Below are 16,107 nucleotides of genomic sequence, written 5' to 3'. Positions count from 1 at the left end.
CCAATCTCAGCATAAGTGAGCCCCTGTTTACGAAGAAGTACAGCTTGCTTGCGTCTATCTTCGAGTTGGCTAGGTGTGAGCGTACGTGCGTCTTGAAGTTTCATAGCTTATATCCAGCAGAAATAATGCCAACTGGTTTTCCGCCTAATTAATAGGTTAGCAGCATAAAATTAGGCGTCGTCAACATTTCTGACCGGGCCCGCGGCCACAATTATGAGGGCATTCCCAGCTAGGCCGCTATGGCTCTGCTAGAAAAGTGGGTCACCACCCCGTTTGAGACGAGCTACGCGGTGATTCCCGATGAACAAGGCCAGATCGAAAACGCGCTGCGCCACTCCATGGAGGTGAAGGTGGATAAGATTAGCTTTTTCCAGCTTAAGCAACCTTGAAGCGCAGCCACCCCCTCAATCGCTGACTGTGTAATTCGAATCGTTAAAAAGAGGCGTTGATGATGGGGTGGCCGCATTTATACAAAATTAAGACGCTACAGAGACTAATATATAGCCCCAAACAGAGCTCTTCGATCGGGATATTCATTCGAGTTCTCTCTAGTTCTCTCTAGTTCTCTAAATACAAGCAGGGTAAAAACTCATCGATTGAGTCACTAGATTCGTCCGACCAGACCACATAGAGGTTCCAGTTAGTCTGCTTTCCGAATAATTTTCTCCACGTGTCAGTGATCAGAAATTCAGGATAATTATCAATACCATTACCCTGTTCGTCGCCAAACCAATAGACGAATGTTCTCTCTATCCCTTGTTCCTCATGGATCAAAAGTAATTTTCTGGCTTTCGATTTCCTAGCATCAGCATTCAAAAACTCAATCGATTCACTCGTAGTGGGTTTCCACCCTAGGCCAATCTGACAATACTCGGGAGTATGTATCGCCTTACGGTTACCATGTGACGGTACAATCATCACTCCCACTTGTTTTTCCCCCTGCACATAGTTCCGTGAAATGATGTTGCTACGCTGGTAAAAACTGTAGGTCTCTTCATCTAAGATGTCCGTCCCCTCCCATGTCAGTTGGTCACCCAAAATGTAGGGTAAGACCACAATCGAATCGCGAGATCTGGGGGGCTCAACTCTCACGATATACAGCATTGCCAATAAGCCCAGAGCTGCCGAAGCCGCCATCGAAGCCGGCCATCCTGGGCTCAATGCTGCATGAACAGTCTTCCGCTTGATAGGCATACAATACTTGATGAATATGGCAGCGGCGAATACTGACAAGACTAGCTTCCCTAACAACGGAACAATGATTCCATTGGTTCCTAGAAAGAAATTGATAATCTCACTGACCTTGGGAAATGAAAGAAACATCACAAACTGAAATGGCCATGCCTGTAGCGCAAAAGATAGATTCCGGTAGGCCAAACTCAAGGCAAAGAAGGAAAGCATCAAAGTCACGCCCAAGAGATAGTAGTTAGGCCCAGGGATCTGAGATAGCACTGCGGCTATACTAGCAAGGCCATAGAGAATCGCTCCCTGCCTCACGCGGCGCGTGTCTAGCTCAGTGCCTTGCCAAAACCAACACCAGCCTACCAAACCGGCTAAAAAGAAGATATAGCCAAATGTATCGTATTGGTTGTACACCGTGCCTTTCCATGCCTCAAGACAGGCTGACAAAACTGGTAAGTAACTGAGCACCATCAGAGCAATCGTGAGCGGCAGCACATTGTTAGCAGATCTCGTTTGCTGCTTGCTCGCTGGCTGCCCCTCTAGCGGATCTGCTAGTGACTCGGCGATGATAAAATATCCAGCAACAGCTAGAGTAAATGCAAGCAACCCTATCAAGCTATGCAATCCTCCCTCAGCAATAACTTCACCTCGCTGATAGCTAGCCCACAGCAATAAAGTCAAGCGGATACTATTTGCTAACACCGCAACAACTACGGCCAAAACCAAGGCGATTATTTTATTCGGCAAGCGAATCCTCGGATGAATCCCATTCCATAAAATGCTAGTGAAAACCAGAGTGCGTATCATCTCAGAACCACTGCAGGCTGGTATGATATCAAACACCATCCCCTGCAAAGACAAAATCGTTCCATGTCGAGTCACCTCCAGATGAGTGGCTCGCAACAACATCTCAGCCATCATGGCCGAAACTTCGCGTAATTCTAACGCATAAGCTTCAATCATAATTGGCATTCCGAAGAAAGCCGCCAATGCAACCAGCAAAGTCAGGGCTATGCGCCACCAAGGTTGATTCTTTTGGGTATTTGCCATTTCCTACTTATTGATCATTTGTAGTGCCACCTCGATGTCGCCTCTCTTAAACGGGCTGAATGCCCAGACTGCAGGGCTAAGCTCCAACATGTTTTGGTAAATACGTGTGGCTTCTTGGGAGTAGCCATGGTCGCGGTAGGCTGCCGCTAGGTAGAGCTGTAAGCCTAATTGAGGGTTCTCCGGTGAACTATCAATCCGCCCTCTCAAGTAATGACCTACCTCATCAAGCTTGCTTTTTTGCAGCAGTTTAATCGATTGCTCCAGTGCCAGCTGAGTCAAAGCCACGACCTTGAGAGCTATGGCATTAGGGTCATCAGGGTCTTTGTGCAAAACTTTCTCCACCTCCCACAAGGCATCCGAAGCTTTGTTCTTTTGCAGGTACAACTTAGCCAAACGCTTGAAGGTGTATGAGTCGCGCGGATACAACTCTCCAGCCTGGCGTAAGGTTGCAAAAGCCTCATCAAGCTTACCATTGAGTTCGTAGACAATAGAGACCCCATGCATAGCTGTTAGATTTTCAGGATCAAAGTCTAACACATTCTTGTATAATTTTTCGGCCTGATGCAGGCTCCCTTTCAGGACTAGGAAGCGCGCATAATCGAGGTATCCATGATAACCATCTTCGTCCATGGCCTGCTTGAAGAGTTGCTCTGCCTTATCCTCATTGCCATTCTTCATCTCAAACCTAGCCTGAACGAGAACCTTACTTCGTTCGGGCAACTGAGACTGGGCCAACTCACTGCTTAGCTCTTCGCTTAGATTTTGACTCACCAGAGCCATAAAATAAACCATCTGTAGTTCAATGTTTGCAGCATTAGATTTAGCAAGTGGGCGGATTTGCTCCAGGGCTCTTGCGTAGTGATTCTTCTGTAGATTTTTTCCAATTTTTCTGAACTGATAATTTAGGTCATTCTTGAAGCGCTCATCGAGTACGCGCTCAACATTACTAGCATCATAATCTTGGTCTACGGAATCACCGACTTTAGAATAGAGTAGAATAGAATCCGGGGTGAAAGTTCCACGCTGATGCAGGTGGGAAAGAATCGCCAATGCCAGGCTGGCTTGCCCGTTCATCTCGTAAGCCCGCGCCACTTCTACCAGAAACAAAGGAGACTTATAAAAGCAACCCGCCAAGCCCTCAATACTGGCGAGCGGATGAATGGCCTCCAGACTCTGGTGGATTGCCACTGCAGTAGCAGGCTTCCCTGCAGCTAAGAAGTAACGAATTCCCAACCAATTCACCACCGGCGAGTCACTTATCAATGAACTCACTCTAGCAAAAGCCACATTTTCAACTGACTCATCGCGCAGTGATTGCTGCAAAAACTGATACAGAAGCCTTTCGCCCTCGATTTGTTTTTGGCTCACTCGCAGACCAAGGAGTGGAGTAGGTAGTGTCCCTAGAGGTACTCTCTGTATGTCCTGATTTGCAATCTGCCGCAGATCATCAAAGTTGGCCTCGTCTTGTTGGATAATCACCCGCATCAATGCCAAAAGAATACGAGCTTCATGTGCCACGGTGATTGCCACTGGGTGCTCCGTCCCCTTATCCTTGAGTAGTTCTAGAGAAGCATGGGCTGCTGGTAGATCACCACCCAAGATTTTCATCACTACCATCTTCAGCTGCCATTCACCGTGAGGATCCTCCGCCTCGTATGCCTCCGCAATTTCAGAAGCTTTCTCCACTTGATTGTCAAAAATCAACAATGACACCAACATATTCATGCCTTCATCAGAAAGATGCTCTCGTTTTTGTTGTTTAAACAAAAATGCAATGGCCTCAGCGCGTTTGCCCATCATTTCAAGCTTGCGCGCAATTTGTAATACCAAGCCTTCTGCTGGATCTTCCTCGTGGAGAGCCTGCCATATCAATAGGGCTTCTTGGTGCTCGCCGATTTGTGAGTAAAAGCGCGCCTTACCATTGAGATGCGCTGGCGACTGTTCGAGGCTAGCGAACAACTTATCAAAAAACGCAATTTTCTCACTGCGATCCCCCTCCAGGTCGTTCACCATCACCAGCATAGCGGATAACTTCTTTTCTCCAAGGTCCCAGGCTCGTCGCATGTACTCAGCCGCGCTTTCTGGCTTTTTAAGCAATACTGCTAGATGTCCAGCTTGAAGTGCAACCTTTGCTTGCTGGGGGTCACTCTCCAAAGCGAGTATGGCTTGCTGGTAGGCCTGAACGTAGGCGCCAGCTTGGCACAATGCCAGAATCTCATCCGACACCTCAAGCTCAGTCTTTGCCAGAGAGCCGGCTTGCGTTGCAGGATCTCCCTTCATCGAGATTCCGAGGGCGAGGGAGCATACCGCCACAATCCCTACCAGTATCAGAGTCAAGAGGGTTTTATTTTTCATAAGCCAGTCATTTGAAGTTTGGCTCAGTCGGAAACACCATCCTGCGAACCGCTTCTCTGAAGATCAATTAGGAGTTATGCTTGTCTGAGAGCTGATCTTGACTTGTAGAGCATGCCAGTCACAGCAATGACTACCATAAACATGGTTTTGGGCTCTGGAGCACCTGAGGGAGCGACCGCCACAATGGATTGTGAGAAACTTCCCGCTTGGATAAACACAGCTGAGTCGTAATAATTGTCGCCGGCATCTGCTATCCCCATCATGATGTTGTAAGTTTGCCCTGCTTCTAAACCGCTGATTTCAGCTGTAAATACGTCCGTAAAACCATCGTATTCGAAGGCGTAGGGGGCACCGTTGCCAATCGAATTATCATTGAAAAAATCGGCATTATTCACGTTGCTCACGGTATTGATCGCCACAGCCGTGTCAGAATCTGGTAGGAGAGCCACGTTTTCTCCATTCACAAAGAATCCGAAGACATCATTGAAGCTGGAGCCTACCCATTCAACATATTCTTCAGAGGCAAAGGCGTAGTTGAAGTATGCTGAGTCACCACTGCTCACAAAATCAAATGACAAGATAGTGGCGTCATAAGTACTGTAGCCAGGAATCAAGGTATTCAAAGTACTGTCACCTGCGGATCGCAAGTTCGTACTTGTGGACTCGGTTGTGTTGCTATTGGAGCCTGCGGATGAGGCAAGGCCACTTGTCAAAATAATACCTGAAGTAATGTCATTACCAGCAGCATAACCTCCACTGAAATAACCAGATGCTCCAGTACTACCAGTGTACTGAACATTGCTGATTTGGATACCTGGCCCAACTAGAGATTGGGCTAAGGATTGCGCAGAATCCATCGGAGTGATCAACGTCTGTGCAGACAGAGCACCAGTGGATGCCAATAACAAAAAACTAATGTTGCATAATGGGGGAATTTTCATCATCCCATATCATAAAAAGATAATCTCACACTTGACAACATAAAGTCGTACTTTTTTGGGGGATCGCAGAAATTAAGTAGCTGTCACAAGAATCCATTGAGTGAGAAAGCCTAAATCTTAGGGTGTACATTGGATCCTAAGTAGCAGAAGAAGGTTCGCTGCTACTTGATTACCTTTACGCCTTACCCACTGCAGTCGATTTTGCTCTATGAACGCAAGCTGTTGCTCGAATTATTGGGAAAAACAGCTTTCAATGACCAGTAAGGAGTAGCTTCTATACTAAGGCTAGCGTTCATCGGTCGCTTCTAGCCTTATCCCTCAACTCCCAACCTTTTCCTCAGCCAATTATTGAAATAGTTTTCCTTATCAATCTCAGGATCTTTTTTGAGGTGTCGGTTATTTTGTCGTTCCAGCTTTGCTGGCATTGCTCCTAGTACAAGCTTTACTTCTAGAGGTTTACCGTTGCGAAACAGCTCGAGCACAACCGTGTCTCCCTCTCTTTTTGAAGTCACTATTTGAATAAATTGAATTGAAGCAAATGTCTTGCGATTGAATGTTCGGCCGTCAATTCTCCATAAAGCATCTCCCTGCTGAAGGCCGAATACATCAGCCGGTGAATCTTTAACCACATTCGTGACTAAAACTACAGCGTGTAACTCATCGCCAACCTTTTCAGACCCGTTATCCATCCGGATACCGACAAAACCTTTGGGGCTTCCATATTTCTCAAATACAACGCGTTCTCGAAGTAATTGCCTCATACGCATTTTGAGCTCTGGCTTCTTTGCCGCTTTATATTTATCAAAAAATAAATCAACGGCCTCATTAGAATTGTCTGCAGCCCATTGTGTTAGTTCAAGCTGAGCAGCATGTCTATCTGAGTAAGCATCAGCATCCAGCTGCTTGAACTGCTCAGCAGCAGGCTCAGCAGCAAGTGTTGTGATCAATACTAACGAAATTAGAGGGACTCTTAAGATCGAACTCATGTACGAAGACTATATTAGACTTTGGGTGGTGCTCAATAAGTAAAATAGCCCATCCCCGATGGAGAGTTAGTGAAATGAAACTAAGTAATGTAAAAAACTATCTCCCAAGTGCATTTTTCTGAGGAACTGTGATCACGTCCCCCACACGCACCTTAATTGTACGGCTTATTGCATTCTTTTTCAGATCGTAGATAGTCTCTCTACCATTGCGCTCCAGCTTCACACGGTTCATTGCGCCAAAAGTGTCAACTCCACCTGCTGTGGCGATGGCCTCATAGATTGTTAAACCTGTACGATATTGTACTGGACCATCACGCTTGACCTCACCAGATACAGTAACGAATTCGTTTTCTCGTTTCCTCCCCCTATCAATCTCAATATCTGCCTGGGCTGTAAGAATTGTAATACGAGGATTGCTGTAGATTTTAGCCTCTCGATAAGCAGCTTCTATTCTCCGAGCGACAGTAGAACTAGAAGTACCTGATGCTTTGAGGCCTCTTTTAAGCATTGGCATATACAGCAACCCCGAATCACTGACGATATACTCACCATTTATAGAACTTTGTTCGCTAGCTGGAACTCCTTTGATTGTAATGGTTATTTTCTCACCGGTCTTTACATAGGACGCTTGGGCTACAGTCAGGCTCAAAGTCATCAGAGAGATTAGTAGGTAGAATACTTTTTTCATGATTCGTAGTTTGCCAATAAAAATATACTTAGTAAAGGTCGCTAGATTTTTGTGAATCGGCACTAACTTTAGATTTAGGTTCAGCGGTGGTCGTTTCATTCTGATCAGGAGCATAATAAGTGTAGTAGCTCGTATAATATTGATACTGGCTATCACTCCGTAAATCTACGTTATTTAAGGCAACTCCCAAGACTCTCCCCCCCACATTTTCAACAGCTTGCCTGACTCGAACCAGCATATTGCGTGGAAGCTTTCTGTGTTGCACCACAATCAGGGTAAGGTCTACTTCACTAGAAATTACAGAGGCATCACTGACCCCCAAAATTGGAGGTGAATCAACGAGCACTAAATCAAAGCGGCTCTTGACCTCTTGAATTAGCTCAGACATACGACGGGAATTTAATATTCCCGCTGCATCAGCTGGCAGAACACCCGATGGCATGAAATAGAGATTTTCAATAGACGTCTGAAGAACCACATCCTCAAGAGGGAGTGCGGTTGCCAGATAATTAGTTAGACCCACTGTGTTGTTTATATCAAAAAATGTATGCAATCGTGGGCGGCGTAGATCGGCATCAATCATTAATGTCGAATAACCACCTTGAGCACAGATATAAGCTAGGTTCACCAATGTTGTCGATTTCCCTTCGCCGGCCCCACCAGAAACAATAGTGATGGCATTAGCGTCTTGGCTAGGACGGTTGAACTCGATGTTAGTTCTTAGAATTCTATATGCCTCAGCATCTGGGCTAGATGCCGACATTTGGTGGAGCACTCCAACGTCTCTTGGCACTACAGCCAATACTGGAACCTGCAAGTATCTTTCTACATCTTCCACGCTCTTCACAGAGGTATCCATAAGCTCTAAAGAAAAAGCAATACCGACACCAAAGATAAGGCCTGCGAGACTTCCTAGTGCCATATTTAGAATCCATTTAGGTGAAACGTAATCCGCGACTTCAGGCTCAGTAGGGAAAGCATAAAACTCTAGAGGCTTGATCGACATGTTTTCTTGCAACTCCTCGATCACATTACTCGTTCTCAGAGTATTTAGGTTATTGACTGAATCCTTGTATTCATCTTCGTAGGTTTTAAATAGAGTATAATCTTGCGCTGTGTTTTTAGCATCATCTTTTGATGCCCCTCTGGAAACCTCCAGTCGCGCAACTTTTGCCCCAGCCTGATCGAGTAATACTTTAAGCAAATCCCTCACCCTAAGCACCTTTGCGTCCAAGTCTTCTCTGAGGATTGAGATCTGAGAATCGTGAAGTTTCACCTGAGGGTGATTTTCACCTAGTCCCTGCGCCAGGGCCCCAGCCCGCTCCCGCTTGGCTTCTTGGTACTGCTGAAATGTCACAGCAAGAACAGCACTTTCGGGACGGTTAAGACCAGATACATGAGAGATCAAGGTTTCGTCATCTAAGCCCACAAGATTTTTCACCTGAAGCTCCAGCTCATCCCTTGCCTTCACAGCCTCATCGTAGAGCATATTTTCTTGCTGTAGATCTCGGCTGACCACGGCTGTAGAACCTCCACTGTAGCGATCCAGAGAATAAATACCGGTTTTATTAGAAAATTCTAATAATCTGGTTCTGTAATCTTCTACTATGTCTTCATATTTTTGTATTTTTTTGTCCAACTCAACGCGAGTTTGTTCACGCCTTTGAGTTTCTTGAGCAATTCGCATTTCGCTGTAAGCCAACGCAACAGCCTCGGTCAGGGGCTTAATATGCTCTATATTGTCTTTGACCATGCGCAGTGAGATTTCAATCAGATCAGTCCCTCGCTCTTGCTTAGTTGAAAGTCCACCTTTGAGAACTCTCACTGCTTGAGCTGTGGTGATTTGCATTTTCTGAGGGAGTTGAGTCATCTCAGCAGCTCTCTTCAAGTTCTCGTCTGACTCAATAATCTTAAATTGAGTTCCAAAGAACTGGCGGGTCATAAGAGCAGACGCTCTATTGCCAACAACTTGATTCTTCGTCCCTAGCGGGTTGATCTTCACCACAGCTGTTGCCTCATACTTTTTCGGCATTACATAGGTGATGACAGCTGCCGTAAGAATAACTAAGATAAATGTGAGCAAAATGATCCCATATCGATTTTTTAAAATTTGTAAGTAATCGACTGCATGCAGGGTCGCATCGGAGGTGTTTAAAGAATTGTTAGGTTGCATATTCAAACGATAAACGGCTGGAATTCAGTTAGTATTAGTATCGGAATAGATCGCGTATGGTAAAGAAAAAAGCCCCTTCAGCACAAGATACAGAAGAGGCGATTTAAGAGAATAATCTACAATTCTGAATAACTTAGAATGTGTAAGTTAGGCCCGCTTGAATTCGATTACGGTCGTAGTCACGATTGAGCGTATCGCCGACATCACTAGATTTTGTATGGTTGTAGGTAATGTTTGCTGAAAGGTTGGCCATCATTTTGTATGTGGCACCAATACTAATATTAAACACATCCACATCATCATCTGAAACACCTACAGCTGAGTATTGATTAGCTACGTAGTTAATACCACAAGTGACATACAATTGCTTTGAAAGCTGGTAATCTCCTGCTAAATTCAAGCGGAATGTTTGGTTATCGTCGAAGGTCCGAGTACCAAATGTTGTTCCGTAATCGTTAGTATCATAGACTAGGTTGGCGCGAACGCGAAACATTTGATTCATTCTCTGCATATAGCCGATCTCAAATGTAGGATCTGTTGTAGCATCGCGTGTGTCCACCTTACGGTACTGGACACCAGCTTTAGCCACAAGAGTAGCTGCTTCATTAATGCGGTAATCAAGACCTACAAGCACCTTGTGGTTGTCTGAATCAAGTCCAGCCTCAACGTCAGTCATTCTATAACGGTAATCCAGAGTACTCACAGCCTGCTGTGAAAGAACATAACGAAACTGATTATAAAGCCCTAGGTTCTTGCGATCGCTATTAGACCTATCATCATAACCAAGTTGACTGTAATTAAATCCAGTAATAGTGCCCAGACGTTCAGTCCATTTGTATCCCACAGCGTTATCTGTGGAGAGCAGTAAATACTCATCATTTGAGCGATCACTGACTGCACCGTAGGCATAATCTGGCTCAAGACCGTAGAATGCGTAGTTCTTGGTAGTCAAACGGAGGCGCTCACTCACATTATGAGCGACATTGAGAATCATACGTGAATCACTGTAGGTACTATTTGCATTGGAATTCTCAATATCATCTAGGTAATAAAGAACTCCCAATTTAAAATTGAAGTCTACTCTTGTCTGCGCATCAAGATTGAGATAATTCGCTCCAAGATTAAACGATGTGTACATTGATGAATCACCTCGGTTAGCCTTAACTGCTGGCGTGACGTTGTCATCCCAACCATAGTTGAGTGTACCAGAGATTTCTAATGGAATATCGTCTGTAACACCATCGTTTGGCGAGACGTTAAATATCCCTTGAGCAGCTAGAGAGCCGGTTGTAAACGCACCGACTGCGCAGACTGTAATTAATTTCATGTTATTCAATTTTAGCTAACTTATTTTCTAGAGGCTGTATTAATATCCTCAATGGGACCAATTGCTGCACCAACTTGCGACACCGAGAGAACAGTACCCTCAAGTGCCCAACTATAGCCCTCTGGGTCTCCAAACGAGCTTACCATTGCACCAACCGCAGCAGCTTGCACTTGAGCGGTGCCCTGTGCTATGTTAATTTTATTTAAGACAGCAAGGATTTGAGCTGTAGAGTCAGGGGCTGTTGCCATTGCAGCAGCTGCGATGTGGGCAAGTTGCTTTGGAGCTACCGTTGCGGCAGTTTCTACAATTTGTCCGACTAGCTTTTTATCTGCCTTGGTAGTTTTGATCGCCGCTTTAATGACATCAGCGGCGCAAGACTCATTTGCTGCGACGAGCTTAGATACTAACTCGAGCACTTTAGCTGGATCTTTAGCAATTGCTTTTAAAGCTCTTTCATAGATGGCACTACACATCTGCACGTCTACTGCGGATTTCTCTAACACTGCTACCTCTGCTACCTCTGCTACCTCTGCTACCTCTGCTACCTCTGCTACCTCTGCTACCTCTGCTACCTCTGCTACTGCTACTGGTGCCGCTACTGCGAAAAGTGCAGCTACTAATACGTATTTCATTGTGTTTTTCATATTCTCTTATTGAAGTTTCAAGAAGCTTTAGCTCCCTTATAGCTAGTACAGAACTTGGCGATCTGCCGTTCAATGGAAAATACCAATTTATTAGGAACCTCTATAACAAAATAGAACTTTACCTATGTCTATTGCAAGGACTATTTAAGTTAAAAACAAATCCACTACTCAAACCTCCTAGCGCTGAGCTATTTAAATCAGAGGCCGGTAGGGTGATCAATAAATACCGCTGAAAGCTCCCACTTATTTGCGATGTAATGACTTAGAGCTTTGACTCCAAATGTCTCGGTTGCGTAGTGACCTCCATAGATTATATTCACACCAAGTTCTTCGGCTAAAGGATAGCTCCAGTGTGGACCTTCTCCTGTAATGAAAGTATCAATACCCTGCTGTGCCATCGCGGCAATTTCGGAGCCTGCCCCACCTGTAATAATACCGACGACTCCGACTGACGGCTCTTTTCTGCCGCGACAAAAATGAACCTCCTGCCCCAAGGTTTTCTTCAGTCGCTGAATAATGTCCTCAAACTCGAGCTCCATCTCTTGGCGAACCCCCAACTTTATCCCCTTCCAGTCATTATAGAAGACTGCCTTATCCATCCCTATCGCTTTAGCTAATAAAGCATTATTCCCTAATGTCGGGTGCACATCTAAAGGTATATGTGCACTGTAGATTGCTAGATTAGCCTGGATAGCTTCGGTAAACTTATCGTACTGAGCGCCGACTAATCGCTGCACCCCTTGCCAAAAGAGCCCATGGTGCACAACTAGCAAGTCAGCTCCTTCATTGATAGCTTTTCGAATCACTGGCAGAGAGGCGTCTACAGCTGCTGCTACTTTGGTAACTGCACCATTATTAGACAACTGCAATCCGTTGTGAGCTGCTGAGTAATCAGGGATCTCGCCCAGTCGAAGTTCAGTATTTATAAAACTCTCGATTTCATGCAAAGGTGCCATAGACGAAATCTAGCAAAACCATGCTATCTATGCATCAAAAAAGTCACTCAGTTCATCAGCCAAGCCAATACTCCATTCCAAGGTCTCATCATCGATAACTACAGCCATGCGGGAAGCATGCAAAGCATGGCGCTTTAACATGAGCTGACCTTTTAGATCTTTAGTCCAACCACCTTCTATATACCTTAAATAGCAGGTCTCATCCTCCCCATAGATTTTATCGCCAACCAAAGGGTAACCGAGATAGGCCGCGTGAACACGAATTTGATGCATCCGCCCACTCTTTGGATAAACCCGCAACAAGCTCACATTAATACCTTTGTGAATTCCACGTCTCACCACTTTAAAAGATGTTTCGCTAGAACGACCGTCAAGGTGCACCATTTGCTTAACCCATATTGGAGATTGCTCTTTTTCACCCTTTCTCAAAAGAGGCGCACTCAATGTCCGCTCATCCCAGTCCGGCCATCCAAGGCAAATGGCATCATATTCTTTCTCTATCAAGCGTCGCTCCATCGCACGGCCAAACTTTCGAGCTGCCGACTTTCTCTTTGCTATTAGTACCAACCCACTGGTCTCACGATCAAGCCGATTGATAATCGAAAGTCTTGCCCCGTTTTTAATCTCGAAACTCAACAGCTGCTCTAGTCCGCCCAGCAATGTTGGTTCTGCCTTTATATTCGTTGGATGAACAATCAATGGTGCAGGCTTGTTTACCACTATCCAGTCATCACATTCATCAACAATATCAAAATCAATCGACACATCTATTGGCTCGTCCACCTTAAGAATCCCCCATCACAGTAACTACAATTCGCCGGCTATGCGGTGCACTGCGGTGCTCAAATAAGAAAATCCCCTGCCAAGTCCCTAACATCATGCGGTATTCATTTATAGGGATCACCTCGCTACTCCGAGTCAACGCCACCCGAATATGCGAAGGCATGTCGTCCGCCCCTTCATAGGTGTGAGTGAAGTAATGAGTATCCTCAGGTACCAACCTGTCAAAAAAGGCCTGTAAATCGTGTCGAGCAGATGGGTCAGCATTTTCCATCAGCACCAAACTCGCGCTAGTATGTTTCACAAAAACAGTGACCGTACCAGAGCGAATCGCGGACAGGCTAACAAGCTTTTCCACCTCATGACTAATTTCATAGGTCCCTTTACCGTGAGTCTCAAACTCTAACTCTTTAGTGAATACCGGCATTACTCGACAACTATATCTTTTGGATCCCATTCCGCCTCAGGAAATTCCATTTTTAATTCCTTCAGCGCATTAATTACTATCTGAGCCACCACTAGATTTCTATACCATTTCCTATCTGACGGCACTACATGCCATGGAGCATGGTCATAAGATGTCTCTGAAATCAGCTCATTATACGCGACCATAAAATCATCCCAACGCGCACGATCAGCTAAGCCCCCTGGCTCAAACTTCCAAAGTTTATCTGGATCATCAAGCCGGGCCTGTAGACGCTCTCTTTGCTCTTCTTTTGAAATATTGAGGAAAATCTTCACAATCTTAGTCCCCTCATCTGACAGCATTTTCTCGAAATCCACTATGTGCCTGTAGCGATTTCTCCACACCTTCTCTGGACACAGTTTCTTCACTCGCACCGCGATAAGATCCTCATAGTGACTCCGGTTAAAAACAGAAATCATACCTCTCGAAAGGACAGCCTTGTGCACCCTCCACAAAAAGTCATGGTCTAACTCTTCCTCGTGTGGCGCCTTAAAGGCCTTAACGTGCACACCTTGCGGGTCCATTGAAGAAAATACATTTCTAGCGCAACCGTCTTTACCTCCAGCATCCATGGCCTGTACCACAATCAAAACCTTATGCTTCCCTTCTGCAAAAAGCATGTTTTGCAGTGATTTCAGTTCATCTAACTTTTCCTGCATCATTGCCTCGTAATCTGACTTTGAGCTATTCTTCCACACCCCTTTATCTGAGGGGTCCTGAGAGGTTAGGTCAACCTCACCCCCTGGATAGACACGATACATCAAGCTCGCTTCATTGGTTAACATAGTGGCTACCATCTCCGCTTCTAGCACTGGAACTCAAGCCAAATATAAAGCATCACTATTTAGCCTCAAATCACCACAGATTCATTATTGCAAGAGCCCCACCTAATTGACATAGTAATTAAATGAGTTCCGATTCGCTTCCTCCCCCACCAGAAAGGCCAATAAGCGCAACAATCCACATTGGAGCCAGCTCTATCTCCCTTCTCATTTACATCAAGAACTCAGAAGGTCAGTCGGAACAAATCGATTTCCTCGAACAATCGACCCCCATTGCCCACGACGTCTTTACTCGAGGTAAACTGAACCGATCCACCATCGAACGCTGCGTCAATATCCTAACAGGATTTCAACAGAGCGCCGAAGAACTAGGTACTTCAGTTAGTATTACTAGCCTCAGAGTGGTTGCTACTAACATCCTATCAGAGGCGTCTAACAAGGAAGTTTTTCTCAACCGAATTCACATTAGCTGCGGAATGAATGTCGAGATTCTAGATGACGGAGAAATGACACGTCTCATCTACCTAAAAACCCGAAGACGCCTGAGTGACACACCATCTATGCGCACACTCAACACGCTCGTGCTCCACGTCGGTCCAGGAAATACACGCGCCATACTCCTGCAAAAAGGACGCATCACCAGCTACAATAGCTACCGACTGGGAGTTCACAGGACCGGCGTAAGTATAGCTAAAAATGAGAACTCTAATTTCTACCGAAAAAGTATACGCACACAGATTAAAGGTCCGTTAGATTCAGTTATTGAGGAATTCAGTGATGCTGACATCGAGCACATCGTCCTTATTGGTTACGAAATTCAACTCCTCCGCAGTTTCATAAAGAAATTCAAAGACAAATCTTGTAGTACTGAAGCTCTCAGCAAACTCTGCGACGAAGCTGCAAAGAAAGATGACGACGAAATAGTCCAAAGCTACCAAGTTGACTACCAAACTGCTGAGGGAATTTTACCCGCGCTTGAAATCAATCTTGCCGTTGTGTCCGCATTTAATCCAAAACGCATTCACATTCCTGAGAGCGATTATGAGTTGGGTCTCCTCCAAGACCTAAACTCTACTCCATCACTTTCTGGAGAATTCACTAAAGAAGTGATTAGCTCAGCCGAGATTATTGCAAAGAAATACAAAGTGCACATGCCTCATGCGCGTCAAGTCGCCCATCTATCTCACCAACTTTTTGAACAACTACAAGACCTACACAAACTCTCTGAGCATGACGCCCTACTGCTTCACATTTCAGCGATCCTCCATGAGTGCGGTGGCTTCATCGGCAATCGTGCACATCACAAACATTCACAGTACATTATACTCAACAGTGAGATTTTCGGACTCCCTCGTGCTGATGTTGAAATGATAGCGCTGATTGCTCGTTATCACCGCAATTCGCTGCCAAAACAAAATCACGCCATCTACAGAGATCTAAATATGATAAACCGCATGCGCGTGTCAAAGCTCGCATCGCTACTCCGCATAGCTGATGCGCTCGAACTTTCTCACGCAAAACGTGTCAGTGATTTAGAAATTCGCATCAGTAGGCGACGCCTCCACATTTACCTACCTCGTGTAGTAGACGCACACACCGAGCGCCTCGCCATGCAAAGCAAAGGCGATCTATTTGAAAATATTTTCGGCTTAGAAATTAACCTCATAGAGGACAAACTTAGCTAAACTACCATGTCCTTCAGCTACATAAACAGAGAACTCTCTTGGATTGAGTTCAACCAACGAGTCCTAAGTGAAGCGCAACGGCAAGATAAGGC

General features: G+C 45.3%; 14 protein-coding genes. 2 read left to right on the top strand and 12 right to left on the bottom strand.

Annotated elements, in window-relative coordinates; genetic code table 11:
• The first annotated feature begins 239 nt into the window (after positions 1-239).
• Positions 240-389: a hypothetical protein gene (locus ABGY95_RS07470; protein ID WP_347441064.1), complete on the top strand. Its 150-nt coding sequence runs from the start codon at positions 240-242 to the stop codon at positions 387-389.
• Positions 390-558: 169 nt separating this feature from the next.
• On the opposite strand, the gene ABGY95_RS07465 is transcribed toward ABGY95_RS07470, so the two are convergent.
• From ABGY95_RS07465 to ABGY95_RS07410, 12 genes are all read right to left on the bottom strand, one after another.
• A complete protein-coding gene (locus ABGY95_RS07465) occupies positions 559-2,232 on the bottom strand; it encodes an exosortase-associated EpsI family protein (protein WP_347441063.1) in 1,674 nt (557 codons plus the stop codon).
• 3 nt (positions 2,233-2,235) lie between these two features.
• A complete protein-coding gene (locus ABGY95_RS07460) occupies positions 2,236-4,587 on the bottom strand; it encodes a tetratricopeptide repeat protein (RefSeq protein ID WP_347441062.1) in 2,352 nt (783 codons plus the stop codon).
• Positions 4,588-4,661: 74 nt separating this feature from the next.
• A complete protein-coding gene (locus tag ABGY95_RS07455) occupies positions 4,662-5,444 on the bottom strand; it encodes a choice-of-anchor L domain-containing protein (RefSeq protein WP_347441061.1) in 783 nt (260 codons plus the stop codon).
• Positions 5,445-5,839: 395 nt separating this feature from the next.
• On the bottom strand, positions 5,840-6,475 hold the full coding sequence (locus tag ABGY95_RS07450) for a PDZ domain-containing protein (RefSeq protein ID WP_347441060.1): 636 nt from the start codon (positions 6,473-6,475) through the stop codon (positions 5,840-5,842).
• Between the two features lie 136 nt (positions 6,476-6,611).
• A complete protein-coding gene (locus ABGY95_RS07445; protein ID WP_347441059.1) occupies positions 6,612-7,202 on the bottom strand; it encodes an SLBB domain-containing protein in 591 nt (196 codons plus the stop codon).
• 28 nt (positions 7,203-7,230) lie between these two features.
• The gene (locus ABGY95_RS07440; protein WP_347441058.1) at positions 7,231-9,375 is read right to left on the bottom strand and encodes a polysaccharide biosynthesis tyrosine autokinase; all 2,145 of its coding nucleotides are present in this window, start codon (positions 9,373-9,375) and stop codon (positions 7,231-7,233) included.
• A gap of 133 nt (positions 9,376-9,508) precedes the next feature.
• A complete protein-coding gene (locus ABGY95_RS07435; RefSeq protein ID WP_347441057.1) occupies positions 9,509-10,702 on the bottom strand; it encodes an outer membrane beta-barrel protein in 1,194 nt (397 codons plus the stop codon).
• A gap of 20 nt (positions 10,703-10,722) precedes the next feature.
• Entirely contained in the window at positions 10,723-11,334 is a 612-nt protein-coding gene (locus ABGY95_RS07430) for a hypothetical protein (RefSeq protein ID WP_347441056.1), read from the bottom strand.
• A 209-nt stretch (positions 11,335-11,543) separates the two neighbouring features.
• Positions 11,544-12,302: a Nif3-like dinuclear metal center hexameric protein gene (locus ABGY95_RS07425; RefSeq protein WP_347441055.1), complete on the bottom strand. Its 759-nt coding sequence runs from the start codon at positions 12,300-12,302 to the stop codon at positions 11,544-11,546.
• A gap of 27 nt (positions 12,303-12,329) precedes the next feature.
• On the bottom strand, positions 12,330-13,085 hold the full coding sequence (locus tag ABGY95_RS07420; protein ID WP_347441054.1) for an RNA pseudouridine synthase: 756 nt from the start codon (positions 13,083-13,085) through the stop codon (positions 12,330-12,332).
• Position 13,086: 1 nt separating this feature from the next.
• Positions 13,087-13,509: a secondary thiamine-phosphate synthase enzyme YjbQ gene (locus tag ABGY95_RS07415; RefSeq protein ID WP_347441053.1), complete on the bottom strand. Its 423-nt coding sequence runs from the start codon at positions 13,507-13,509 to the stop codon at positions 13,087-13,089.
• On the bottom strand, positions 13,509-14,333 hold the full coding sequence (locus tag ABGY95_RS07410) for a PPK2 family polyphosphate kinase (RefSeq protein ID WP_347441052.1): 825 nt from the start codon (positions 14,331-14,333) through the stop codon (positions 13,509-13,511). The genes ABGY95_RS07415 and ABGY95_RS07410 overlap by 1 nt, the downstream gene beginning before the upstream one ends.
• A gap of 122 nt (positions 14,334-14,455) precedes the next feature.
• Between ABGY95_RS07410 and ABGY95_RS07405 the strand changes: the two genes are divergently transcribed.
• Positions 14,456-16,015, top strand: coding sequence for an HD domain-containing protein (locus ABGY95_RS07405; protein WP_347441051.1), 1,560 nt, complete (start codon positions 14,456-14,458; stop codon positions 16,013-16,015).
• Positions 16,016-16,107 lie beyond the last annotated feature (92 nt).

The organism is Rubritalea sp. (assembly GCF_039830215.1).
Lineage (GTDB): Bacteria > Verrucomicrobiota > Verrucomicrobiia > Verrucomicrobiales > Akkermansiaceae > Rubritalea.
Note: the sequence above shows the minus strand (reverse complement) of the source record. Positions and strands in the feature narration are given on the sequence as shown.